Source organism: Variovorax sp. GW821-FHT10B04 (assembly GCF_059415645.1).
On sequence record NZ_JBWKNQ010000017.1, the window covers coordinates 1 to 22,953 of the forward strand.

Consider the following 22,953-nt stretch of genomic DNA (forward strand, 5'->3'; position numbering starts at 1 on the left):
GGTCATCGTCAGGCTCTTACAGCCCTCAAAAGCCCCCTCTCGAAAGAGCAGGGGGCTTTTGTTATTGCGAAAAGCAATTAACAAAGAGAACCAATAGCGACGAAGTTTGGAGCTGCAGCGTTTGAAGTCTCCAAAGTTTCCGCATGTCCTACGGAGGCAGTAACGCAAGTGCCTCTAGCGATGAACCAAGCGATTCATGCCGAGACCGCAATGCATGGTTCGGCTGCGATCTATCAATCGACATGACCCGACGACGAGACAACGTATATCCGCTCGTTCCGTAGGCTTGGCAACCGTGTGACCCAGGGGGCGATGAACTTGGGGTCCATAAACCTCCCAGGCGACATGGAGGCGTGAAGCCGACCAACTTGCCAACCGAGATCCGCACAATTTATAAAACGACGCGTCGGACTATAATTTGAACCTCATCAACAAGAGGTAAACCGCAGATGAAAGTCCTGATCGTTTTTGCACATCATGAGCCTCAGTCCTTCGGTGCGGCGCTGTTGAAGCGCTCTGTCGACGCGTTGGTTGCACTGGGACATGAAGTGAAGGTGTCCGACTTGCACGCGATGAACTTCAATCCGGTTGCCACTGCGGCGGACTTCACGCAACGGCGCTTCCCTGAGATGCTGCAGTACGACCGCGAGCAGAAGTACGCACACGAGCACGACGCGTTCGCTCCCGACATCCAGGCAGAGCTCGAGAAGCTGGTGTGGTGCGACTTCCTGATCCTGCAGTTTCCGCTGTGGTGGTTTTCCGTGCCGGCGATTCTCAAGGGCTGGATCGACCGCGTGTTCGTCAACGGCGTGGTGTACGGCAAGGGTCGCCGCATGGACGCCGGCGGCTTGCGCGGTCGTCGGGCGATGCTGACCGTGTCGACCGGCTGCTATCCGGAGATGGTTGCACCTGGCGGCCTGCTGGGTAGCCTGGACGTGAACCTCTGGCATCTGCACAGCGGCACGCTGGCCTATGCCGGTTTCCAGGTGCTGCCGCCGTTCATGGCCTGGTCGATCCATTACACCGACGAGGCGCAGCGCCATGGTTATCTCGACGCTTACGCCGAACGGCTGCGACGCATCGAGACCGATGCGCCCATGTTCTTCCATCCGCTTGCAGACTTTGGTGCCGATTGGCAACTGAAGCCGGGCATCGCGCCCGGTGCGGCGGGCCAGCATGTGCACCGCGGCAGCAATGCCACCTCAGCGGTGAATACGGACGCAGCGTCCCCACACTGATCGACGCCGACGTCGAAGTCGGTGGCCTGCCCAGCGCGAACGGCCGGATCGGCCACGCCGCGTCTCACACCTGTTCCAGCGGCAATCGCACGACGACGCCATCGAGTTCCGCACGCATCCGGATCTGACAGCACAGCCGGCTGTTGCCGCGCTGTTCCGGCACGCCTTCCAGCATGAACGCCTCCGTTTCCGAGACGGGCGGCAGGCTGTCCGCCCACTGTGGATCAACGTAGCCGTGGCAGGTCGCGCAACTGCAGGACCCGCCGCAGTCGCCAAGGATGCCGGGCACCGCGTTGTCCACGGCGATCTGCATCAGCGTTCGTTCGGTAGGGGCCGGCACGCAGTGCGTGGTGCCGTCGTGCTCGATGAATGTGACGGTGGGCATGGGTCTTTTTTCGTCTCTGTATGGGTGGATCGGCCCCTGCCACGCAGGGGACGGACGGACTTTCGAAATGGCTCCGAATGCGTTGACATAGTCCGACCAGTCGGTCTATTATTGCGCCAACAACGGTTCATCGCAATGCTGCCGCGTCGTGCAGCAACACTCTTTGTGGAGGTGACAACATGTCCGCTTGTGCCCCAGTGATTCCCATCGTCCCAACTGCGGTCCAGTCGCACGCCTGGGACCAGTTGGTCCGCCCCGACCAGGTCCACGGCTCGGTCTATACCGACCCGGCCATCTTCCAGGAGGAGCTTCGCAAGATCTGGTTCCGCACCTGGGTCTACGTCGGCCATGAGAGCGAAGTGCCACAGCCCAACGACTACGTGATGAAGTCGATCGGCCCGGAACCGATCCTCATGACGCGTGACCGCGAAGGGCATATCCACCTGCTGCACAACCGTTGCCCGCACCGCGGCAACCGCGTGTGCATGACCGAGAAGGGGTCCGCCCGTTCCTTCACCTGCCCGTATCACGGCTGGACCTTCACCAACGATGGTGCATTGCGCGGCTATCCCTTTCCTTCGGGCTACGAGGGCGTCGACCGCTCCGAGCTCGGACTCGGCAAGGTGGCGCGCGTGGCGTCTTACAAGGGATTCGTGTTCGGCTCGATGGCCGAGGACGGCCCGTCGCTCGAAGAGCACCTGGGCGCCGCCGCGCAAGCCATCGATGCGCTGTGCCTGACATCTCCCGATGGCGAGGTCGAGATCACCGCCGGCTTCCTCAAGCACAAGGTCAAGTCGAACTGGAAATTCCTGGTCGAGAACGAGACCGACGGCTATCACCCGTCCTTCGTGCATGCCTCGATCTTCGAGGTGGCGCAGAGTGGCATCGGCACGCTCTACAGCAGCGACTCCACCGCGGTGTCGCGCTACTTCGGCAAGGGGCATTCCGAGAACGACCTGCGGCCCGAGTTCCGCAAGCGCGACGTGCCGATGAGCTGGTTCGGCACCACCGCCGAACGCCTGCCGGAATACACGCAGAACATGCAGGCCGCCTACGGCCCGGAACAAGCCCGCAAGATCATGATCGACGGCACGCCACACATCATGATCTACCCGAACCTGTTCATCGCGGAGATCCAGATCTTCGTGATCCAGCCGCTGTCGGTGAACGAGACGGTGCAACACGTGACCGCGTTGCAGTTCAAGGGCGCGCCCGACCTGAACCGCCGGCTGCGCCAGCAGACCATGGGCTCGGTCGGTCCGGCAGGTTTTCTGCTGGCGGACGACGCCGAGATGTACGAACGCACGCAGCTCGGCGTGCAGTCGAAAAGCCCCGAATGGCTCTACCTCGGCCGCGGCAAGCACCGCGAGCGCGAGGATGAAAACGGTTACCTGATCGGCGACGCCACCGACGAGACGCCGACCCGCGGCATCTGGCGGCACTACCGCGCGCTGATGGAGGCTGCATGAGCACCGCCACCATGACCGCGACCACGGGCCTCAGCGTCGACGACCTGCTGCTCCACCACGAGGTGTCGCAGTTCCTCTACCGCGAAGCCCGCCACCAGGACAACCATGCGTACGACGACTGGGAGGCGCTGTGGACCGACGACGGCGTCTACTGGATCCCGGCGAACGGCGAGACGGGCGACCCGGAGAAGGAGATGTCGATCATCTATGACAACCGCTCCCGCATCGCCTTGCGCGTGCGCCAGTTCCATACCGGCAAGCGCTACAGCCAGTCGCCGCGTTCGCCGCTGCGCCGGGTGATCTCCAACGTCGAGATCCTGGAGAACGACGGCACCAACCTGCTGGTGACGGCCAATGCCATCGTGTTCGAGGCGCATGCGCGCGCCGACACGATCTGGGGCTCGCGCAACGAGTACCGGTTGCGCCGCGAAGCCGATGGATTGCGCATGGCCGTCAAGAAGGTCGTGCTGACCAACAACGAGAAGGCGCTCTTCTCGATGGCCTTCCTGATCTAGGCCCCGGGCCACTGCCTGCCTGCAGGCGGTACCTGCGGCGCCGTGCGATGCGGCGCCTTCTGCTCACCACGCGCCGTCCAGGCGGGAGACACAAGAATGACCGGAGACAACCGACCCCACGAGCCCTCGATCGAGGTGCTCGTGTCCGACGGGCCCGTGCGGCTCGCGCTGCACGCCGATGGCGTGGCGCATGTGCAGCTCGCCCGGCCCGAGGCCTCGAACGGGCTCAACATGGAACTGCTCAAGGCGTTGCACGAGGTGCTGATGCAGGTGCACGGCGACGGCCGCGTGCGCGTCGTGCTGCTGACCGGCGAAGGCAAGAACTTCTGCGCGGGCGGCGACGTGCACACCTTCCTGTCGAAGGGTGATGCGCTGCCCGACTACATCCGCATGGCGACCTCCTACCTGCAACTGGTGGTGTCGCTGCTGATGCGGCTGAATGCGCCGGTCGTCAGCGCGGTGCAGGGCTTCGCCGCCGGCGGTGGCGGCATGGGCCTGGTCTGTTCATCGGACGTGGTGGTGGCCGGTGAATCGACCCGGTTCCTGGCCGGCGCGACCCGCGTGGCGATGGTGCCGGACGCCGGTGTGTCGGTCACGCTCACGCACCTGGTCGGACTGCGCAAGGCGATGGACATCCTGCTGTTCAACCCGGTGATCGATGCGGCCGAGGCATTGCGCATCGGCCTGGTGTCGCGCGTGGTGCCCGACGCGTCGCTGCAGGGCGAAGCGCTCGCGCTGGCTCGCCAGCTGGCGGCCGGCGCGCCCGCCGCGCTGGCGGCAACCAAGCGGCTGCTGTGGAACGGCCTCGGGCAAGGCGCCGAAGCCGTGATGCCGGAAGAGAACCGCACGCAGGCCCAGTTGTGCGGCATGCAGGACGCGCTGGAAGGCCTGGCCGCCGTGATCGAGAAGCGCGCACCGCGCTTCACCGGCCGATGAGCACGCCGTCCACTGCGCCGCTGGCCGGCCGCAGCGTGTTCCTCACCGGCGGTGCCAAGGGCATCGGCGCGGCCATCGCGCGGCGTCTGGCCGCCGACGGCGCGCGCGTGACCATCGCCGACCTCGACATCGACACCGCACGCACGCTCGCCGCCGAGATCGGCGGCGTGGCCATCGGGCTCGACGTGAGCGACCTGGAGCGCACCCATGCCGCCGTGCTGGCCAGCGGGCCGCACCAGATCCTGGTCAACAACGCTGGCATCGACCAGCATGCCTATTTCACGCAGACGCAGATCGCCGACTGGCGCCGGTTGCTGGCGGTGAATCTCGAGGCCGTCTTCGCGACGACGCACGCGGCATTGCCCGCGATGCAGGCGGCCGGCTTCGGTCGCATCGTCAACATCGCATCCGAGGCCGGTCGCATGGGCTCGCGCGGTGCGGCGGTGTACGCGGCGGCGAAAGGCGGCGTGATCGCCTTCACGCGGTCGATCGCACGCGAGAACGGCCGCAAGGGCATCACCGCGAACGTGATCGCGCCGGGCCCGATCGACACGCCGCTGCTGCGCGAAGCGGTGGCCGCCGGTGGCGAGCGCCTGCTCGATGCGATGAAGGGCGCCACGCTCGCCAACCGCCTGGGCACGCCGGACGAGGTGGCCGCCGCGGTCGCCTTCCTGGCCTCGGATGGCGCGGCCTTCATCACCGGCGAGACCCTGGGCGTCTCGGGTGGCATGGGGTGCGGCCAATGAGTGCGCGCCAGACCGCCACCGACGCACAGCTCGACGGCGTGATCCAGCGCGTGCGCTCGGTCTACAAGAGTTGGGGCCGCGGCACCACGGTCGCGCAGATGCGCGCCGACTGGGACGCGCTGTTCGGTGTCGATGTGGTCGCCGCCCAGGTGGCCCGGGTCGCCATCGGCACGCTGGCCGGCGAATGGGTCATCGCCCCGGACGCCGAGGCGTCGCGCGCCACGGTGCTGTACTTCCACGGCGGCGGCTTCCAGGTCGGCTCGGTGCATTCGCATCGCGAACTCATGGCGGGCATTTCCGCGGCCACCGGTTGCCGCGTGCTCGGCATCGACTACCGGCTGGCGCCCGAACATCGCTATCCGGCCGCGCTCGAAGATGCTGCCGCCGCGTACGACTGGCTGCTGGCGCAAGGCGTGTCGCCCGGCGAGATCGTCTTCGCCGGCGATTCGGCCGGCGGCAATGTCGTGCTCGCCGCGCTCCTCCAGCTGCGCGACGCCGGCCGGCCATTGCCCGCGGGCGCGGTGCTGATGTCCGCCTGGACCGACATGAGTGCCTCCGGCGACAGCTATGCGACACGCGCCGCGAGCGACCCGATCCATCAGCGGCCAATGATCCTCGCGATGGCCCGCAACTACCTGGGCCCGGACGGCGACGCGCGTCATCCGTGGGTGTCGCCGCTGTTCGCCGATCTGCACGGCCTGCCGCCGCTGCTGATCCAGGTCGGCGACCGCGAGACCGTGCTCAGCGACTCCGTCGCCTTCGCCGAGAAGGCGAGGGCGGCCGGCGTGCCGGTGCAGCTCGAGGTGTGGGATCGAATGATCCACGTCTTCCAGCAGTTCCCCGAAGCCCTGCCCGAAGCGCTGGACGCGCGCCGATCGATCGGTGCCTTCGTCCGGGCGCTCCTTCCACAACCCCCACTCACGAGAAAGTCCTGAACATGTCCGGAATTGTCGGAATCGTTGGATATGGCGGCTATGTGCCGCGCCTGCGGTTGTCACGCAGTGCCGTGGCCGAGGCCAACGCCTGGTATGCACCGCAGTTCGCCAAGGTGAAGGGCAGCCGCGCCTTCGCCAACTGGGATGAAGACAGCATCACCATGGCCGTGGCCGCCGCGCGCGATTGCCTGGGCGCCGCGGACGATCGCTCGCAGATCGCAGGCGTGCTGCTGGCCTCGGGCACCTTGCCCTTCGCCGAGCGGTTGAACGCCGGCATCGTCTGCGAGGCGCTCACGCTGCGCGACGATGTGCAGGCGTCCGACGTCACCGGCTCGCAGCGCGCGGCGCTGGCGGCGCTGACGCAGGCCGTCGCGCAGGTCCGCAGCGGTAGCATGAGCGGAAGCGGTGGCGACGTGCTGGTGCTCGCCGCCGACAACCGCAAGACGCGCGCCGCCAGCTCGCAGGAACTCGACTTCGGCGACGGCGCTGCCGCCATCCAGATCGGCAGCGGCCGGGTGCTGGCCGAGTACCTCGGCGCCGGCACCGTCACGGTCGACTTCGTCGACCATTTCCGGGCCGCAGGCGAAGACGTCGACTACGCCTGGGAAGAGCGCTGGGTGCGCGACGAAGGCATCGGCAAGCTGGTGCCGCGTGCGGTGAAGGCCGCGCTGGCGGAAGCCAAGGTCGACGCCTCGCAGATCGACCACCTGATCTTCCCGAGCACCTTCCAGAAGATCGACCAGCAGCTGGCCAAGACCTGCGGCGTGCGTGCCGAGGCGGTGGTCGACGCGCTGTCGGCCTCGGTCGGCGACACCGGCGTGCCGCATGCGTTGCTGATGCTGGCCCACGTGCTCGAACGCGCGCAGCCGGGCCAGCACATCCTGCTGGCGCAGTTCGGCAGCGGTGCGCAGGCGCTGGTGTTCCGCGTGACCGAGCACATCGGCAGCTTCCGCCCGGTGAAGGGCGTGTCGGCGTGGATCCAGCGCGGCGTCGAAGAGACCGCCTACACGCGCTTCCTGTCCTTCAAGGGCCAGCTCGAACTGGAGCGCGGCATGCGCGGCGAGCAGGACCGCAAGACCGCGCTGTCGACCGCCTACCGCCACCGCACGGCGATCCTCGGCCTGGTCGCCGGCCGCTGCGAAGTCACCGGCAGCGTGCACTTCCCGCCGTCGCGCATCTCGTACGACCAGGGCAAGCCGCTGCAGGACACGCAGCGGCCTTACAAGCTGGCCGAGCGCCGCGGCACCGTGCTGAGCTGGTCGGCCGAATACCTGTCCTTCCACCGGTCGCCGCCGCATCGCTACGGACAGGTCGACTTCGACGGCGGCGGCCGCATCCTGATGGAGTTCACCGACACCGGCGAGGGTGACGTCGACACCGGCACCGCCGTCGAGATGAGTTTCCGCATCAAGGACGTCGACGACCGGCGCGGCTACACGCGCTACTTCTGGAAAGCCACGCCGGTGCGCGCATCGGCTTCGAACGACAAGGGAACGGAGTAAATCATGGCCGCAGGCATCAAGGACAAGGTCGCCATCCTCGGGATGGGTTGCAGCAAGTTCGGCGAGCGCTGGGACGCGAGCCCCGAGGACCTGATGGTCGAGGCCTACAACGAGGCCATGGCCGACGCCGGCATCGCGCCCGAGCAGCTCGACGCCGCCTGGTTCTCGACGCACATGGACGACGTCGGCACCGGCCGCGGCGGCACGCCGATGGGCATTGCGCTGCGCCTGCCGAACATCGGCGTGACCCGCGTCGAGAACTTCTGCGCCGGCGGCTCCGAAGCGATCCGCGCCGCGGTCTATGCGGTGGCCGCGGGCGCCTGCGACATCGCCATCGCGCTGGGCGTCGAGAAGCTCAAGGACACGGGCTACGGCGGCCTGCCCGTCGCGACCGTCGGCACCTACATACCGCAGTGGTATCCCAACGCGGTGGCGCCGGCCAACTTCGCGCAGCTGGCCACCGCCTACCGCAGCAAGCACGGCGTCGATGCGGCGCTGCTCAAGCGCGCGATCGCGCACGTGTCGGTCAAGAGCCACGCCAACGGCGCGAAGAATCCGAAGGCGCATTTCCAGAAGGCGGTCAGCGAAGAGACGGTGCTGAAGGCGCCGATCATTGCCGAGCCGCTGGGCCTGTTCGATTGCGCCGGCGTGTCCGACGGCGCGGCCGCCGTGATCGTCACCCGACCGGACATCGCACGCAGCCTGGGCAAGCGCGACCTCGTCACCTTCAAGGCGCTGCAGATCGTGACGTCCAACGGCTGGGAACTGCAGTCCAACGAATGGGACGGCAGCTACGTGCACACCGCCCGCATCGCCGCGAAGCGCGCCTACGCGGAGGCCGGCATCACCCGGCCGCGCGAGCAGGTCAGCATGACCGAGGTGCACGACTGCTTCTCCATCACCGAGCTGGTGACGATGGAAGACCTGGGCCTGTCGGATGTCGGCGGCGCGGTGCACGACGTGCTCGACGGTGTGTTCGACGCCGACGGCAAGATCCCGTGCCAGATCGATGGCGGCCTGAAGTGCTTCGGCCATCCGATCGGCGCGAGCGGCATCCGCATGCTCTACGAGATGTACCTGCAGCTGCAAGGCCGCGCCGGCCCCCGCCAGTTGTCGGACCCGACGATCGGCCTGACGCACAACCTGGGTGGCCAGCCGTCGCAGAACGTCTGCTCGGTTTCCATCGTCGGACGCGAGGGCGCATGACGCCGCCCGTCGTCCTGCAGGACCGGCCGGCGCCCCACGTCGCGCGGCTGCTGATCAACCGGCCCGACAAGCGCAACGCGATCGACCTGGGCGTGCGGCAGGCGCTGACGTCGGCCGTGGCCGCGATCCGCGACGACGGCAGCGTTCGCGCGCTGGTCTTCGGCGGCGCCGAGGGCGTGTTTTCCGCGGGCGGCGACGTGCCCAGCATGCTGGGCCTCGACGAGGCCGGTGCGCGCGCCCGCATGCAGCACATCGCGGTGCTGTGCCGCAGCGTGGCGGCGCTGCGCATCCCGGTCGTCAGCGCGGTCGAAGGCATCGGTGCCGGCGCGGCGGTCGGGCTGGCGCTGCTGGGCGACCACATCGTGGCCGGGCCCGGCACGCGCATCCTCTTTCCCTTCCTCAAGCTCGGCCTGGTGCCCGACTGGGGCCAGATGCTGACACTGCCGCGCCGCGTCGGCGTGGGCACCGCGCGCCGCATCCTCACAGCCGGCGAGCCGGTTCGCGGCGAAGAGGCGCACCGCATCGGCCTGGCCGACGTGCTGGTGCCGGACGCAGAGGTCATGGCCACGGCGATCGAGAAGGCGAGCGAGTTGGCGCAACTGCCGATGGGCGCCTTCGCACGCATGAAGGACCGGCTGACGCGGGTCTCGGCATCGCTCGACGCCGAACTGCTGCGCGAGGAAGACGACCAGGCGTTCTGCCTGACGGCGGCCGAGTTCCGCGAGGGCTACGACGCCTTCAGCAGCAAGCGCACGGCCGACTTCGTCAACCTGCCGGGAGCGGCGCGATGAGCGGCGGCATCGGCCAGGGCATCGACCAGGACGCCGGCCTCGCCACGCCACCGCCGGTGCGCGTGGCGCGCGACGGCGCCGTCGGCATCGTCACGCTGGACCGGCCCGAGAAGCGCAATGCACTCGACATCGCGATGCGCTGCGCCATCGCCGAGGCGGTGACGGCGCTGGACCGCGACGACGCGATCCGCGCCATCGTCATCACCGGTGGCACCGTGTTCGCGGCGGGCGCCGATCTGAACCTGCTGGTCGACAAGGGCGCGCAGCAGGTCGCCGACATCGACCTCGGCCAGTACTGGGCGCCGATCGCGCAGTGCGGCAAGCCGACCATCGCGGCCGTTGCCGGCTTCGCGCTCGGCGCGGGCTGCGAGCTGGCCATGATGTGCGACTTCATCGTCGCCGACGCCACGGCGCGCTTCGGCCAGCCCGAGCTGGCGGTCGGCATCATGCCCGGCGCGGGCGGCACCCAGCGGCTGCTGCGCGCCGTGGGCCGGCCCGTTGCGGCCATGCTGCTGCTGACCGGCGAGCAGCTCGGTGGCGAGCGTGCCTTTCAGCTCGGCCTCGTGGCCGAACTCGCGGATGAGGGCCAGGCCCTCGAGCGCGCCGTGGCACTGGCGCGCAAGGCCGCCCGCATGCCGCCCAAGGCGGTCGCCGCCACGCGCCGCATGCTGCGCCAGGGGCCCGACCTGCCGCTCGACGCCGCGCTCGCGCTGGAGAACCGCGAGTTCCTGCTTCTCTTCGACACCGCCGACAAGACCGAAGGCATGCGTGCCTTCCTCGACAAGCGCCGGCCCGACTTCAAGGGCGAATGACATGACCACATCCCCATCCTCGTCCTCATCACTCAGGATCGCCGTGATCGGCGCCGGCACCATGGGCCGCGGCATCGTGCAGCTGTTCGCGCAGGCCGGGCACCGCGTGCACTGCTTCGACAGCTTCGATGGCGCCGCCGCCAAGGCCGTCGACTTCGTCGTCGGCATGATCGGTCGCGGCGTCGAGAAAGGGCGCCTCGGCGCGGACGACTTCGCACGCATCCGCGGGCAGATCCACGCCGCGGGCACGCTCGCCGATCTGGCCGACTGCGACGTGGTGATCGAGGCGATCGTCGAAGACCTCGAGCTCAAGCGGGCGCTGTTCCGCCAGCTCGAAGCGGTCGTGTCGCCGCAGGCCATCCTGGCGAGCAACACGTCGTCGCTGGTCGTGGCCGAGATCGCGGCGGCCTGCACGCGCCCCGAGCGCGTGGCGGGCCTGCACTTCTTCAATCCGGTGCCGCTGATGAAGGTGGCCGAGGTGATCGCGGCGGTGCGCACGGCGCCCGCCGTGGTCCGCTCGCTGCGCGATCTGGTCGCCGGTGCCGGCCACCGCGCGGTGGTCGCGGCCGACCAGCCGGGCTTCCTGGTCAACCACGCCGGCCGCGGGCTCTACACCGAAGGGCTGCGTCTGCTGGAAGAACAGTCGGCCAGCGTCGACCAGGTCGACCGCGTGCTGCGCGAGGCGGCCGGCTTTCGCATGGGGCCGTTCGAGCTGCTCGACCTGACCGGGCTCGACGTGTCGAGCAAGGTCATGGCGTCCATCTACGAGCAGTTCCAGCAGGAGCCGCGCTTCCGGCCGTCGTCGCTGGTGCCGCCGCGTGTGGCCGCCGGCCTGTTCGGCCGCAAGACGGGGCAGGGCTGGTACGCGTATGAAGGCGATGCCAGGCAACTGCCGCCGGTGCCGCCCGTGCCCGCGCTGCCCGCCGGACTCGGCGTGTGGGTCGCGCCGGATGCGGCCGACCGCGAAGCGCTCCGCGCGCTGGTGACCGAGGCCGGTGCGCGATGGCTCGACGACCCGAAACCCGATGCCCTGCTGATCGTGCAGCCCTGGGGACGCGACGCGACGAGCGAGGCGATCGCGCTGGGCCTCGACGCGCCGCGTTGCGTGGCGATCGATCCACTGCCGGGCTTCGGCCTGCACCGCACGCTGATGCTCACCGCGGTGACCACGCCAGCCTGGCGCGACGCCGCGCATGCGCTGCTGTCGCAGGACGGCGTCGGCGTCACGGTGATCAACGACAGCCCGGGCTTCATCGTGCAGCGCGTGCTGGCGACCATCGTCAACATCGCGGCGCAGATCGCGCAGCGCGGCATCGCGTCGATCGACGACATCGAGGACGCGGTGAAGCTCGGCCTGGGCTATCCGCACGGCCCGCTGGCCTGGGGCGACCGCATCGGCGGCGTCCAGGTGCTGCAGATCCTGCGGCGCATGCAGGCCGCGACCGGCGATCCGCGCTATCGCCCCAGCCCGTGGCTGGAGCGCCGCGTCGCGCTCGGCCTGTCGCTGCGCACGCCAGAGGCGGCACGAGCATGACGTTGGACATCGACCATCTGCGCGAATGGGTCGGCCGGCAGCAGATCGCCGAGCAGCGCATCGATCCCTTTCCGGCGCGTGCGCTGGCGGGGCTGCTCGACCGCGCGCAGGCACCGGAAGCCGGCGACGCATTGCCGTTGCCCTGGCACTGGCTGTACTTCCTCGACACGCCCGCACGCGCCGCGATCGGTGCCGACGGACATCCTGGCCGTGGCGGCTTCCTGCCGCCGGTGCCCTTGCCGCGGCGCATGTGGGCCTCGGGCGAGATCGACGTCGAAGCACCGCTGACCATCGGCCGCGACGCGCAGAAGGTGTCGACGGTGCAGTCGGTGGAGCTCAAGCAGGGGCAGAGCGGCGCGCTGGTGTTCGTCACGGTCGAGCACGTGCTGTCGCAGGCCGGACGGACCTGCCTGCGCGAGCGCCAGCACATCGTCTACCGCGATGCGCCCACCGCCGCCGCACCGCTGCCACCCGGCGCACGGCCGAAGGACGAGGCCCAATGGCAGCGCGCGCTGCAGCCCGATCCGGCGATGCTCTTCCGCTACTCGGCGCTGACCTACAACGGCCACCGCATCCACTACGACCGCGACTATGCGACCGGGCAGGAGTTCTATCCGGCGCTGGTGGTGCACGGTCCGTTGCTGGCCACGCTGCTGCTCGACCTGCTGCAGGCCGAGCGGCCGCAGTTGCCCATCGCGCACTTCGACTTTCGCGCGCTGCGCCCGGCCTTCGACACCGACCTGCTGACCCTGCAGGGCCGGGCCGGCGACGACGGTCGGTCCGCCCGGCTCTGGACCGTCGATCCGCAGGGTGCGCAGGGCATGGGCGCCAACGTGCGCTTCGCATGATGGCTGCCACCGACTCCCAGCCGCCGGTCTGGCGCTCGATGCTCTTCGTGCCCGCGCACGTCGACCGGTTCGTGGCGCGTGCGCACGAGCGTGGCGCCGACGCGGTCATCCTCGATCTCGAGGACAGCGTGCCGTTGGCGCTCAAGCCGCAGGCGCGCGAAGGCCTGGCTGCGCGTGCTGCCGGCGTGGCGGCGCACGGCACCGCCGTGCTGGTGCGCGTGAACGCCGACGCCGACATGGCCGCGCTCGACATCGATGCCGCGGTCGGCGCGGCCGTGCAGGCGCTCGTGTTGCCGAAGGTCGACTCGCCGGCGGCCGTGCTGGGTGCCGCGCAGCGCGTGGCGGCACGCGAGCGGCAGCTCGGCCTGCCGGATGGCCGCACCTGGCTCATCGCACAGATCGAGGACGTGGCGGCGTTGCCGCATCTCGACGCCATCGCGTCGAGCTCGCCGCGGCTGCTCGGAATGATCCTCGGCTCCGAGGACTTTTCTGCCAGCGCCGGCATGTCGCCGACGCCCGCCACGCTGTTCGGCCCCAACCAGATGGTGGCCTTCGCCTGCCGCCGCGCGGGCATCCTGCCGCTCGGCTTTCCCGCGTCGATCGCGGAGTTCGCGGACATCGACGCCTTCGCCGCGCAGGTCCGGCTGGCGCGCGACCTGGGCTTCGTCGGCGCCTTCTGCATCCATCCGGCCCAGGTGCCGGTGCTCAACGACGGCTTCTCGCCATCGGCGGACGAACGCGCCCATGCCGAAGGCCTGATCGCGGCCTTCGAGGCCGCGCAGCGCGACGGTCGAGGCGCCGTCGAGTACGCCGGAAAGATGGTCGACCTGCCCGTGGTGGCGCGCGCTCGCGAACTGCTGCGCCGTGCCGCCCGAATCCCTGCCCAACAACTCACTGGAGACAAGACACCATGACTGAAACCGCCACACATCCCGTCACCTACGACGCCATCGTGATCGGCGCCGGCGCGGGCGGCCTGAGCGCCGCCGCGCGGCTGGTGGCCGCCGGCAAGAAGGTGCTGGTCGCCGAGAGCCTGGACCGCGTCGGCGGCCGCGCGTCGAGCGAACAGATCGACGGCTTCACCGTCAACATCGGCGCCATCGCGATCGAGCGCGGATCGACTTTCGAGGAGACCTTCGCGTTGCTCGACGTCGAACTCGACCTGCGCGAGCCGAACCCCGCCACGGTGTTCCTCATCGACGGCAAGATCATCAACGTCGCGAAGGGCGGCTGGGGCATGCTGCTGGGCGGCTTCACCAAGCAGGCCGCGAAGATCGGCGCCAAGTTCGCGGATGCGCGCGGCGGCGACCTGCCCGAGGCGAAGCTCACCACGCAGGAATGGCTCGCGCAGTACACCAAGAACGAGACGGTGCATGCGATCTTCCGCAACCTGTGCGCGGCCATCTTCGCGGCCAACTCGGACGAGCTGCCGGCGCGTGCCTTCCTGACCTACTTCGCGGTGAAGGGCGCGTTCAAGCGCTTCGGCTTCTGCCCGCGCGGCACCGTCGGCCTGTGGAACGACCTGACGGACGCGATCCGCCGCCGCGGCGGCGAGGTGTGGCTGAGCACGCCGGTTGCCGCGCTGCACGTGGAAGATGGCCGCGCCACCGGCGTCGACCTGGTGAAGGACGGCGTCGTCACCCGCGTGAACGCCCGCGTGGTGATCAGCAACATCGGGCCGCGCGCCACCGTGGCGCTGCCCGGCGCGGCGGCCTTCGGCGCCGAATACGTGGCGATGGCCACGACCGCACCGAAGCCGGCGGCCAACATCGTGATCAACTTCGCCACGCGCGAACGCCTCTACGACGCGCCGGGCCTGGTGACCTTCGGCCGCACGCGGCGCCTGTGCAACATCGGCGAACTCACCGCGACCTGCCCCGAGCTGGCGCCCGCGGGCTGGCACCAGTACGTGGCTTATGCGGTGCCGCGGCCGGCCATCGGCGACTTCGACAACGACACCGAGATCGAGGCGTCGCTGCAGGACCTGCGCGACCTGTTCCCCGGCTTCGCCAACGCCAAAATGCTGTCGGTGCGCGTGATGCGCGGCGACTGGCCGGCCCAGCGTTCGTGCGGCGGCTACGACCTGCCGCAGACCACGCCGCTGCCGAACTTCTGGCACGTGGGCGACGCCGTCAAGGACTATGGCGACGGCGGCACGCAAGCCTGCGCCGACACCGGCCGCACCGTGTCGAAGCTGGCGCTCGACGTGCTGGCCGCCGCCTGAGGCCCGCGCGATGGCTGCATACGACAAGGACATCCAGCGCTGTGCGGCGCTGCTCGCAGGCCTGCGTCCGCTGCTCCAGCGCGCCACGCAGGCGCTGGCACGGGCCTGCACTGACGAAGGCGCATTCAACGCACGGCGCTTCGACGCACGCCAGGTCGCGAACTACGAGCTGGCCTGGGCCAGCGCCGACCTGCTGGCGGCGGAGACGGCGATCGATGGCGTGGATGCGTCGGGCGGATCGAGTACCGCGGGCAGGGCGCCCAGTGCGCTGGAGGCCGGCCTGGCGCTGGTCTTCGGCGTGGACGCGATCGGCGCGGTGCTCGCGCGCACCGAGATGCTCTTCCTGGAACTGGACCTCGACACCGCGCCGTTGCATGCCTTCGCCGCCGATCCGGCCTGGGCGGCGCTGCGCCGCTCCGCCGGCAGCGCGACGGCGCTGCAGGCCGTCGGCCGCGCGCTGGCCGATGCGGACGGCGAGGTCGGCGGCGTGGTGCTCGACGAATCGCACGCGATGGCACAGGACGCGTTCCGCCGCTTCGCCGCCGACGTGGTGGCGCCGCAGGCCGAGGCCTTGCATCGCCACGACCTGACCGTGCCCGAGAGCCTGCTGCAGCCGTTGCGCGAGATGGGCGTGTTCGGCCTGACGGTACCGGAGCGCTTCGGCGGCAGCGGCCCGAACGACCGCGACGACACGCTGCTCATGGTGCTGGTGACCGAGGCGCTGTCGGAAGCCTCGCTGGCCGGCGCCGGCAGCCTGATCACGCGGCCCGAGATCCTGAGCCGTGCCCTGATGGCGGGCGGCACCGACGAGCAGAAGGCGCACTGGCTGCCGCGCATCGCGACGGGCGACCCGCTGTGCGCCATCGCGATCACCGAGCCCGACTACGGCTCCGACGTCGCGGGGCTGATGCTCCGGGGCACGCGGGTCGACGGCGGCTGGCGGCTCGACGGCGCCAAGACCTGGTGCACCTTCGCAGGCAAGGCCGGCCTGCTGATGGTGGTGGTGCGCACCGACCCCGACCGTTCGGCCGGCCATCGCGGCCTGAGCCTGATGCTGGTCGAGAAGCCGTCCGACGACGGCCATGCCTTCGACCATCTGCAGGGCGAGGCGGAGGGCGGCGGCCGGCTCACCGGCAAGGCGATACCGACCATCGGCTACCGCGGCATGCATTCGTTCGACCTGTCCTTCGACGGGCTCTTCGTGCCCGACAGCCACGTGATCGGCGGCCGCGCCGGGCTCGGCAAGGGCTTCTATTTCACGATGGCCGGAATGATGGGCGGCCGCATGCAGACGGCCGGCCGCGCCTCGGGCGTGATGCGCGCCGCGATCCGTGCGGCGCTGCGCTACACGGCCGACCGCAAGGTCTTCGGCGCGCCGCTGCTGGACTGCCCGCTGACGCTGGCCAAGCTGGCACGCATGGGTGCACGCTATGCGGCGTGCCAGCGCCTGGCCTATGCGGTGGCACGCACGCTCGACGCGGGCGGCGGGCGCATGGAGGCCAGCCTGGTCAAGCTGCTGGCTTGCCGCTCGGCGGAATGGGTCACGCGCGAGGCCTTGCAACTGCACGGCGGCATGGGCTATGCCGAGGAAACGCCGGTGAGCCGCTACTTCGTCGACGCGCGCGTGCTGTCGATCTTCGAAGGCGCGGAAGAGACGCTGGCGTTGAAGGTCATCGCGCGCAGCCTGCTGGAGCAGGCGCTGGCGGAACAAGCACTGGCAGACACCGCGCCGGCCGCTGCGGCTGCTGCGGCGGCTGCACATTGAAGGAGTCGGATATGGACAACGGCAATCTCCTGGAAGGGCTGCGTGTCGTCGAGGCGGCGGCGTTCGTCGCCGCGCCGCTGGGCGGCATGACGCTGGCACAGATGGGCGCGGAGGTGATCCGCATCGACGCGCTGAACGGCGGGCTCGACCACCGGCGCTGGCCGGTGTCGGAGGACGGCACCAGCCTGTTCTGGACCGGCCTCAACAAGGGCAAGAAGTCGGTGACGCTCGACCTGGCCTCGCCCGAGGGCAAGGAGCTCGCGATGGCGCTGATCACGGCGCCGGGCGAGGACGCGGGCATGCTGCTCACCAACTTCCCGCCGCGCGGCTGGCTCGACCACGACGGCCTGCGTCAGCGCCGCGACGACCTGATCCAGCTCACCGTGCAGGGCGATCGCCACGGCGGCGCCGCGGTCGACTACACCATCAATCCGCGCATCGGCCTGCCTTACCTGACGGGCAGCGGCGATGCGGAAACCGTCGTCAACCATGTGCTGCCGGCCTGGGACCTGATCACCGGGCAGATGGCCGCGGTCGGACTGCTGGCGGCCGAGCGCCATCGGCGGCGGCGGGGCGTCGGGCAGCACGTGAAACTGGCGCTGGAAGACGTCGCGCTGGCGGTGGTCGGCCATCTCGGCTTCCTGGCCGAGGCGCAGCTCGGCCAGGAACGCGGCCGGCACGGCAACCATCTCTTCGGCGCCTTCGGCCATGACTTCGCGACCTCGGACGGCGTGCGCGTCATGGTGGTCGGGCTCACGGGCAAGCAATGGCGCGTGCTGTGCGACGCGCTGTCGATCGGCGACGAGATGGCGGCGGTCGAGCGGCGTCTCGGCCTCGATCTCGCCCGCGAAGGCGACCGCTTCCGCGCCCGCGAAGAGATCCGCGAGGCGGTCGCACGGTGGGTCGGTGCCAGGCCGTTCGCCGAGGTCGCCGCGGTGTTCGACCGCCACGGCGTCTGCTGGGGCAAGTACCAGACGATGCGGCAGCTCGTCCGCGAGGATGCGGCCTGCTCATTGGCCAATCCGCTGTTCGGCGAGATCGACCAGCCGGGCGTCGGCCGCGTGATCGCACCGGGGCTGCCGCTCGATTTCTCCGCCGTGCCGCGGCGGCCCGTGCAGCCCGCGCCACGGCTGGGCGCCGACACCGAAGAGGTGCTGTCCTCGATCCTCGGGCTCGACGCGGCGGCCTACGGGCGCCTGCACGACAAGGGCGTGGCGGGCGGCTGACATAGCACCAACAGCACCGACAGCACCCTTCGACTTCATTCCAAGATCAGCGAGACAGGCCATGCAACTTACCCAAGCGCTCCATCGTTCCATCCAGACCCGTGGCCGCCACGCTGCCACGATTTACGGCACACGCGAGCGGACCTGGCTGCAGGTCGGCGACCGCGTGGCACGCACCGCCGCCGCGCTGCACGCACTCGGGCTGCAACGCGGCGACCGCGTCGCCGTGCTGGCGCACAACAGCGACAACTACCTGGAGCTGTTCTTCTCCACGGCATGGGCGGGCCTGGTGCTGGTGCCGCTGAACACCCGCTGGGCCGTGCCCGAGAACGTCTATGCACTGCGCGACAGCGGCGCCCGCGCACTCCTCGTGGACGATGCGTTCGCCGACCAGGCGGTGGTGCTGACCGCCGCGTGCCCGGTGCCGAACCTCGTGCACATGGGCGAGGCCGCAACGCCGGCCGGCATGCATGCCTACGAGACCCTGATCGCCACCAGCGAGCCGGCCGACGACCGCTGCGCGAGCGACGACGATCTCTACGCCATCTTCTATACCGGCGGCACCACCGGTGTCGCCAAGGGCGTGATGCTGTCGCACAAGAACTTCGTATTCTCGTCGATCAACTGGATCGCGTCGCTGCACCTGGACGAAGACACGCGCTACATGCACGTGGCGGGCTTCTTCCACCTGGCGGGCGCGTCGCCGGCGCTCGCGGTGTCCTTCGCCGGCGGCTCGCACGTCTGCGTGCCGAAGTTCGAACCGGTCACGGCCTTCCAGGCGATCCAGGCGCACAAGGTCAACTACTGCCTGCTGGTGCCCACGATGGTCAACGCGATGATCAACCACCCGGACATCCGCGCCTACGACCTGTCGAGCGTGCGCTACTGCGAGTACGGCTCGTCGTCGATGCCCGACGCGGTGCTCATGCAGGCCGCCAGGGAGCTGCCGAGCTGGGAGTTCATCCAGGGCTACGGCATGACGGAGTGCACGACGCTCGCCACCACGCTGCCCTGGAAGTACCACTTCGACGGTCCGCACGGCGCATCGAGGCGCCTGTCGGCGGGCCGCGCGGCCTATGGCATCGACGTGAAGATCGTCGATGAGGCCGGCGTCGAACTGCCGCGTGGCGTGCCCGGCGAGATCGCGGTGCGTGGCGCGCAGACCATGCTCGGCTACTGGAACAAGCCCGAGGCGACGGCCGCCGCGATCCGCAACGGCTGGCTGCATACCGGCGACGGTGCCTACATGGACGACGACGGCTTCATCTACATCGTCGACCGCGTGAAGGACATGATCATCAGCGGCGCCGAGAACATCTATTCGCGCGAGGTCGAGAACGCGGTGCACCAGCATCCCGGCGTGCGCGAATGCGCGGTGATCGGCATCCCCAGCGACAAGTGGGGCGAGACCGTGCATGCGGTCGTGGTACGCAGGCCGGGCGCCGAGCTGACCGAGGCCGAGCTCATTGCACACTGCCGCAGCCTGATCGCCGGCTACAAATGCCCGCGCTCGGTCGAGTTCCGCGACGCGTTGCCGCTGTCGGGCGCCGGCAAGATCATGAAGAACGTGCTGCGCGAGCCGCACTGGAAGGGGCGCAGCAAGGCGGTGAACTAGGATGGGGCGCAAGCAAGAGCAAGCGCCCATGAAAAAGATCACCCTGTTGTCCCGCCTGCTGGCCGTGAGCCTGGCGGCCGCCGCGTCATTCCATGCCGCTGCCGCGTCGGCCGATCCCGACGCCTGCCAGCACGGTGCCGGGCCCGCGTGCTACCAGTCATTCCAACTCCCGCAGGGCGGGGGCGCGCTGCATTTCTACGCGTCGCTGCCCGAGGGCGCCGCACCGGTGAATGCCATCGTCGCCATGCACGGCCATCCCCGGGATGCCAACCGCACCTTCGACGCCACGCTGCAGGCGGCCAGGAACGCGGGTGCGATGGGCGACACCCTGGTCATCGCGCCGGTGTTCCAGGTCGCTGCCAACCGGTCGGCCAAATGCAATGCCCCTGGCACGCCCGACCCGCAAGATGGCGATCTGCTCTGGACCTGCTCCTCGTGGCTCGATGGCGAGCGCGCCACCAATGGTGCGCAGCCGACGTCCTTCGCCGCCATGGATGCGCTGATCGCCGAACTGGCCCGGCGCTGGCCCAGCCTGCAGGGCATCACCCTGGCTGGTTTCTCGGCGGGTGCGCAAATGGTGCAGCACTACATCGGCTTCGCCCATCCGCCTGCCGAGCGTTCGCTGACGCTGCGTTACGTGGTGTCCGACCCCGGCACCTGGCTCTATTTCGACGCCTACCGGCCCGAAGCCGCCGGTGCCGACTGCATCGGCGTGAACCGGTGGAAATACGGCACCGACGGTCTGCCCGCCGAACTCGGCAGCAGTGCGGCCCAAGCCCGCAGCCGCTATGCCGCCGCCGACATCCGCTACCTCGAAGCCGAACTCGACGGCGCCAACAACCCCGGCACCGCTTATCGGCTGCTCGACAAATCCTGCGGCGCCATGGCCCAGGGGCCTTTCCGGTTGCAGCGCGGCCAGGCCTATGCCGAATACGACCGCAAGATGCTGGCGCCCGAGAAGAACCGCCAGGTCACGGTCGTGCCCGGCTGCGCCCACGACGTCGCCTGCGTCTTTCCGTCGGATGCGGCACGCAACGCCCTGTTCGGCACCAGGTGACATCCCAAGCCCAGCGGTATCGTTAGCGTGACCGCGCAGGCCGCACGAAAACCTGGCCCTTGAAGCCGTGCACGAACAGCTGCGAGATGCGCGCAGCCAGCTCGCGAGGCGGCACCGGGCCCTTCTTCTCGTACCAGGTGAAGGTCCAGATGATCATGCCGAACAGCAGCATGGCGTAGGGCGGGCGCGGCCTGGTTTCGGGCATCAGGCCGGGGTTGATCTCATGCAGCAGGCCCGCCATCAGGTCGACCAGCTGCTTCTCGAGCTTGCGCACTTCGCGGCGCTGCGCATCGGGCAGGAACTTGATGTCGTTCATCAGCACCAGATGCTCGTTGCGCGACTGGGCGCTGCGATCGACGAAGGCGGCCACGAACTGCTCGAAGCGCACTTCGGCCGGCAGGGGATGCGCGACGATCTCCGCCAGTTCCTCCGCCTGCGCCGCGATGTGCACCCGCACGATCTCGAACAGCAGGTCCTCCTTGCGGGCGAAGTAGTGATAGAGGTGCGACTTGGACGCGCCGCAGGCCAGCGCGACCTCCACCATGGTCGACCCCTCGAAGCCCTTGCGCGCGAAGAGGGCCGCGGCGTGGTCCAGGATGGACTGCCGCTTGTCGTCGTAATCGGTTGCGCGTACGCGTGTCATGTCCCGGCCTCCGTGAAGCGTCTGTCGATCCGGCACCGCGCGGGCGGGGATTCCCGTTTCCAGCCGACGGCATGCCTTGCCACCGCGCAATGTCCGACTTATTATTAGACCGACGAGACGGTTTATCAAAGATCGAACTATAGATGATGCGGCGGCCGCATCGATTGGGGACAACCATGTATGAAGACGACAAGCTGTTGATCGTGGGCGCAGGGCATGCCGGCGCGGAACTGGCGGTCACGGCGCGGCAGCTCGGCTGGGCCGGCCGCATCGACCTGATCGGCGACGAGGGCGTCTTGCCCTATCAACGGCCGCCGCTGTCGAAGGCCTACCTGCACGGTGCCGCGACCCTCGACGCGCTCGAACTCCGGCCGGCCTCGGCCTATGCGACGGCGAGGGTGGACGTGCATGCGGGCGTTCGGCTGCTCGGCATCGACCGCGCCGCGCGCACCGTGCAGTGCGACGACGGGCGCGTCATGCCTTACAGCAAGCTGGCGCTGTGCACCGGCGGTCGCCCGCGGCCGCTGTCGCTGCCCGGGCTGCCGGCCGACGGCAGGCCGCGCAACCTGCATTACCTGCGCACGCTGGCCGATGCCGACGCCATCCGCGCGGGCATGGCCGAAGGCGTTCGGGTGGTCGTGGTGGGTGGCGGCTATGTCGGCCTCGAACTGGCCGCCTCCGCGCGCAAGTTCGGCGCCGAAGTCACGGTGCTCGAGGCGCTGCCGCGCGTGCTGGCCCGCGTCACCGGTGCGCGGGTCGCGGCGTTCTATGAAGACGTGCATCGCGAGGCGGGCGTGCAACTGCGCACCGGCTTCATCGTGGCACGCGCCGAACTGGCGGACGACGGCGCCATCGCCGCGCTCATCGGTGCTTCGGGCGAGCGCATCGTGGCCGACATCGTGGTGGCGGGCATCGGCATGCTGCCCAACGTGGAACTGGCCGAGTCGGCCGGCCTGGAGGTCGACGGCGGCATCGTGGTCGACGAGCTGTCGCGAACCTCCGACCCCGACATCGTGGCGGCCGGCGACTGCACCGTGCACCACAGCGCGCTGTACGGGCGCCGCGTCCGGCTGGAGTCGGTGCCGAATGCGCTGGAGCAGGCGCGCGCCGCGGCATCGTTGCTGTGCGGCAAGCCCAGGCCCAACCGCGCCGTGCCCTGGTTCTGGTCCGACCAGTACGAACTCAAGCTGCAGATGGTCGGCCTGTCGCAGGGGCATGACGACTGCGTGCTGCGTGGCGATCCGGCCTCGCGGCGCTTCATCGCCTTCTATCTGAAAGCGGGCGTGGTGATCGCCGCGGACGCGGTCGGCCGGCCGGCGGATTTCATGGTCGCCAAGCGCCTCGTGGCCGCCGGCCTGCCGATCGATGCGGCGCGCCTGGCCGACGATGGCGTGCCACTGAAGGACCTGCTGCCCGCCACGCAGCCGCCGGCCGTCGCAGCCGTCGCGCAGTCCGGGTAAGTACCAGCACGCGCACTGCGCCGAGGCGACACAATTCGCTCGATTC

Annotated in this window: 21 protein-coding genes; 19 read left to right on the forward strand and 2 right to left on the reverse strand. The window is 69.4% G+C overall.

Annotated features, from left to right (window positions below):
• Positions 1–449: 449 nt before the first annotated feature.
• The gene (locus tag AC07PZ_RS29250; RefSeq protein WP_495298689.1) at positions 450–1,238 is read left to right on the forward strand and encodes an NAD(P)H-dependent oxidoreductase; all 789 of its coding nucleotides are present in this window, start codon (positions 450–452) and stop codon (positions 1,236–1,238) included.
• A gap of 64 nt (positions 1,239–1,302) precedes the next feature.
• Here AC07PZ_RS29250 and AC07PZ_RS29255 read toward each other — a convergent pair whose 3' ends face one another.
• Positions 1,303–1,623, reverse strand: a complete 321-nt coding sequence (locus tag AC07PZ_RS29255) for a 2Fe-2S iron-sulfur cluster-binding protein (RefSeq protein ID WP_495298690.1) — start codon at positions 1,621–1,623, stop codon at positions 1,303–1,305.
• A gap of 179 nt (positions 1,624–1,802) precedes the next feature.
• On the opposite strand from AC07PZ_RS29255, the gene AC07PZ_RS29260 reads away from it, so the two are divergent.
• From AC07PZ_RS29260 to AC07PZ_RS29340, 17 genes are all read left to right on the forward strand, one after another.
• The gene (locus AC07PZ_RS29260; protein WP_495298691.1) at positions 1,803–3,092 is read left to right on the forward strand and encodes an aromatic ring-hydroxylating oxygenase subunit alpha; all 1,290 of its coding nucleotides are present in this window, start codon (positions 1,803–1,805) and stop codon (positions 3,090–3,092) included.
• The gene (locus AC07PZ_RS29265; RefSeq protein ID WP_495298692.1) at positions 3,089–3,607 is read left to right on the forward strand and encodes an aromatic-ring-hydroxylating dioxygenase subunit beta; all 519 of its coding nucleotides are present in this window, start codon (positions 3,089–3,091) and stop codon (positions 3,605–3,607) included. Before AC07PZ_RS29260 ends, AC07PZ_RS29265 begins: the two co-directional genes overlap by 4 nt.
• Positions 3,608–3,703: 96 nt before the next feature.
• The gene (locus AC07PZ_RS29270) at positions 3,704–4,543 is read left to right on the forward strand and encodes an enoyl-CoA hydratase/isomerase family protein (RefSeq protein ID WP_495298693.1); all 840 of its coding nucleotides are present in this window, start codon (positions 3,704–3,706) and stop codon (positions 4,541–4,543) included.
• Positions 4,540–5,289 (forward strand): SDR family NAD(P)-dependent oxidoreductase, encoded by a 750-nt coding sequence (locus AC07PZ_RS29275; protein ID WP_495298694.1) that lies wholly within the window; start codon positions 4,540–4,542, stop codon positions 5,287–5,289. Before AC07PZ_RS29270 ends, AC07PZ_RS29275 begins: the two co-directional genes overlap by 4 nt.
• Positions 5,286–6,224: an alpha/beta hydrolase gene (locus AC07PZ_RS29280; protein WP_495298695.1), complete on the forward strand. Its 939-nt coding sequence runs from the start codon at positions 5,286–5,288 to the stop codon at positions 6,222–6,224. Before AC07PZ_RS29275 ends, AC07PZ_RS29280 begins: the two co-directional genes overlap by 4 nt.
• A 2-nt stretch (positions 6,225–6,226) precedes the next feature.
• Positions 6,227–7,726: a hydroxymethylglutaryl-CoA synthase family protein gene (locus AC07PZ_RS29285; RefSeq protein WP_495298696.1), complete on the forward strand. Its 1,500-nt coding sequence runs from the start codon at positions 6,227–6,229 to the stop codon at positions 7,724–7,726.
• 3 nt (positions 7,727–7,729) lie between these two features.
• Entirely contained in the window at positions 7,730–8,932 is a 1,203-nt protein-coding gene (locus AC07PZ_RS29290; RefSeq protein ID WP_495298697.1) for an acetyl-CoA acetyltransferase, read from the forward strand.
• The gene (locus tag AC07PZ_RS29295) at positions 8,929–9,723 is read left to right on the forward strand and encodes an enoyl-CoA hydratase/isomerase family protein (RefSeq protein WP_495298698.1); all 795 of its coding nucleotides are present in this window, start codon (positions 8,929–8,931) and stop codon (positions 9,721–9,723) included. Before AC07PZ_RS29290 ends, AC07PZ_RS29295 begins: the two co-directional genes overlap by 4 nt.
• Positions 9,720–10,535, forward strand: a complete 816-nt coding sequence (locus AC07PZ_RS29300; RefSeq protein WP_495298699.1) for an enoyl-CoA hydratase-related protein — start codon at positions 9,720–9,722, stop codon at positions 10,533–10,535. The genes AC07PZ_RS29295 and AC07PZ_RS29300 overlap by 4 nt, the downstream gene beginning before the upstream one ends.
• A 1-nt stretch (position 10,536) precedes the next feature.
• Positions 10,537–12,069 carry a 3-hydroxyacyl-CoA dehydrogenase gene (locus tag AC07PZ_RS29305; RefSeq protein WP_495298700.1) on the forward strand — a complete coding sequence of 511 codons (1,533 nt, stop codon included), beginning with the start codon at positions 10,537–10,539 and terminating at the stop codon, positions 12,067–12,069.
• Complete coding sequence (locus AC07PZ_RS29310) at positions 12,066–12,917, forward strand: HTD2 family dehydratase (RefSeq protein ID WP_495298701.1); 852 nt, start codon at positions 12,066–12,068, stop codon at positions 12,915–12,917. The genes AC07PZ_RS29305 and AC07PZ_RS29310 overlap by 4 nt, the downstream gene beginning before the upstream one ends.
• Entirely contained in the window at positions 12,914–13,831 is a 918-nt protein-coding gene (locus AC07PZ_RS29315) for an HpcH/HpaI aldolase/citrate lyase family protein (RefSeq protein ID WP_495298702.1), read from the forward strand. The genes AC07PZ_RS29310 and AC07PZ_RS29315 overlap by 4 nt, the downstream gene beginning before the upstream one ends.
• Positions 13,828–15,141, forward strand: a complete 1,314-nt coding sequence (locus AC07PZ_RS29320; protein WP_495298703.1) for a phytoene desaturase family protein — start codon at positions 13,828–13,830, stop codon at positions 15,139–15,141. The genes AC07PZ_RS29315 and AC07PZ_RS29320 overlap by 4 nt, the downstream gene beginning before the upstream one ends.
• Before the next feature lie 10 nt (positions 15,142–15,151).
• A complete protein-coding gene (locus tag AC07PZ_RS29325; RefSeq protein ID WP_495298704.1) occupies positions 15,152–16,906 on the forward strand; it encodes an acyl-CoA dehydrogenase family protein in 1,755 nt (584 codons plus the stop codon).
• A gap of 11 nt (positions 16,907–16,917) precedes the next feature.
• A complete protein-coding gene (locus AC07PZ_RS29330) occupies positions 16,918–18,132 on the forward strand; it encodes a CoA transferase (RefSeq protein WP_495298705.1) in 1,215 nt (404 codons plus the stop codon).
• A gap of 61 nt (positions 18,133–18,193) precedes the next feature.
• Positions 18,194–19,747 (forward strand): acyl-CoA synthetase, encoded by a 1,554-nt coding sequence (locus AC07PZ_RS29335; RefSeq protein WP_495298706.1) that lies wholly within the window; start codon positions 18,194–18,196, stop codon positions 19,745–19,747.
• Between the two features lie 28 nt (positions 19,748–19,775).
• Positions 19,776–20,804: a hypothetical protein gene (locus AC07PZ_RS29340; RefSeq protein WP_495298707.1), complete on the forward strand. Its 1,029-nt coding sequence runs from the start codon at positions 19,776–19,778 to the stop codon at positions 20,802–20,804.
• 22 nt (positions 20,805–20,826) lie between these two features.
• On the opposite strand, the gene AC07PZ_RS29345 is transcribed toward AC07PZ_RS29340, so the two are convergent.
• Positions 20,827–21,447 carry a TetR/AcrR family transcriptional regulator gene (locus tag AC07PZ_RS29345; protein ID WP_495298708.1) on the reverse strand — a complete coding sequence of 207 codons (621 nt, stop codon included), beginning with the start codon at positions 21,445–21,447 and terminating at the stop codon, positions 20,827–20,829.
• A gap of 176 nt (positions 21,448–21,623) precedes the next feature.
• Between AC07PZ_RS29345 and AC07PZ_RS29350 the strand changes: the two genes are divergently transcribed.
• Positions 21,624–22,907: an NAD(P)/FAD-dependent oxidoreductase gene (locus tag AC07PZ_RS29350; protein WP_495298709.1), complete on the forward strand. Its 1,284-nt coding sequence runs from the start codon at positions 21,624–21,626 to the stop codon at positions 22,905–22,907.
• The last annotated feature ends 46 nt before the right edge of the window (positions 22,908–22,953 follow it).

Excerpts from the sequence above, each read along its gene's own strand:
- AC07PZ_RS29270 (WP_495298693.1), top strand. The coding sequence starts at position 3,704 with ATGACCGGAGACAACCGACCCCACGAGCCCTCGATCGAGGTGCTCGTG.
- AC07PZ_RS29265 (WP_495298692.1), top strand. The coding sequence starts at position 3,089 with ATGAGCACCGCCACCATGACCGCGACCACGGGCCTCAGCGTCGACGAC.
- AC07PZ_RS29290 (WP_495298697.1), top strand. The coding sequence starts at position 7,730 with ATGGCCGCAGGCATCAAGGACAAGGTCGCCATCCTCGGGATGGGTTGC.
- AC07PZ_RS29250 (WP_495298689.1), top strand. The coding sequence starts at position 450 with ATGAAAGTCCTGATCGTTTTTGCACATCATGAGCCTCAGTCCTTCGGT.
- AC07PZ_RS29335 (WP_495298706.1), top strand. The coding sequence starts at position 18,194 with ATGCAACTTACCCAAGCGCTCCATCGTTCCATCCAGACCCGTGGCCGC.
- AC07PZ_RS29285 (WP_495298696.1), top strand. The coding sequence starts at position 6,227 with ATGTCCGGAATTGTCGGAATCGTTGGATATGGCGGCTATGTGCCGCGC.
- AC07PZ_RS29340 (WP_495298707.1), top strand. The coding sequence starts at position 19,776 with ATGAAAAAGATCACCCTGTTGTCCCGCCTGCTGGCCGTGAGCCTGGCG.
- AC07PZ_RS29315 (WP_495298702.1), top strand. The coding sequence starts at position 12,914 with ATGATGGCTGCCACCGACTCCCAGCCGCCGGTCTGGCGCTCGATGCTC.
- AC07PZ_RS29350 (WP_495298709.1), top strand. The coding sequence starts at position 21,624 with ATGTATGAAGACGACAAGCTGTTGATCGTGGGCGCAGGGCATGCCGGC.
- AC07PZ_RS29255 (WP_495298690.1), bottom strand. The coding sequence starts at position 1,623 with ATGCCCACCGTCACATTCATCGAGCACGACGGCACCACGCACTGCGTG.
- AC07PZ_RS29310 (WP_495298701.1), top strand. The coding sequence starts at position 12,066 with ATGACGTTGGACATCGACCATCTGCGCGAATGGGTCGGCCGGCAGCAG.
- AC07PZ_RS29275 (WP_495298694.1), top strand. The coding sequence starts at position 4,540 with ATGAGCACGCCGTCCACTGCGCCGCTGGCCGGCCGCAGCGTGTTCCTC.
- AC07PZ_RS29300 (WP_495298699.1), top strand. The coding sequence starts at position 9,720 with ATGAGCGGCGGCATCGGCCAGGGCATCGACCAGGACGCCGGCCTCGCC.
- AC07PZ_RS29305 (WP_495298700.1), top strand. The coding sequence starts at position 10,537 with ATGACCACATCCCCATCCTCGTCCTCATCACTCAGGATCGCCGTGATC.
- AC07PZ_RS29260 (WP_495298691.1), top strand. The coding sequence starts at position 1,803 with ATGTCCGCTTGTGCCCCAGTGATTCCCATCGTCCCAACTGCGGTCCAG.
- AC07PZ_RS29295 (WP_495298698.1), top strand. The coding sequence starts at position 8,929 with ATGACGCCGCCCGTCGTCCTGCAGGACCGGCCGGCGCCCCACGTCGCG.
- AC07PZ_RS29325 (WP_495298704.1), top strand. The coding sequence starts at position 15,152 with ATGGCTGCATACGACAAGGACATCCAGCGCTGTGCGGCGCTGCTCGCA.
- AC07PZ_RS29320 (WP_495298703.1), top strand. The coding sequence starts at position 13,828 with ATGACTGAAACCGCCACACATCCCGTCACCTACGACGCCATCGTGATC.
- AC07PZ_RS29280 (WP_495298695.1), top strand. The coding sequence starts at position 5,286 with ATGAGTGCGCGCCAGACCGCCACCGACGCACAGCTCGACGGCGTGATC.
- AC07PZ_RS29345 (WP_495298708.1), bottom strand. The coding sequence starts at position 21,447 with ATGACACGCGTACGCGCAACCGATTACGACGACAAGCGGCAGTCCATC.
- AC07PZ_RS29330 (WP_495298705.1), top strand. The coding sequence starts at position 16,918 with ATGGACAACGGCAATCTCCTGGAAGGGCTGCGTGTCGTCGAGGCGGCG.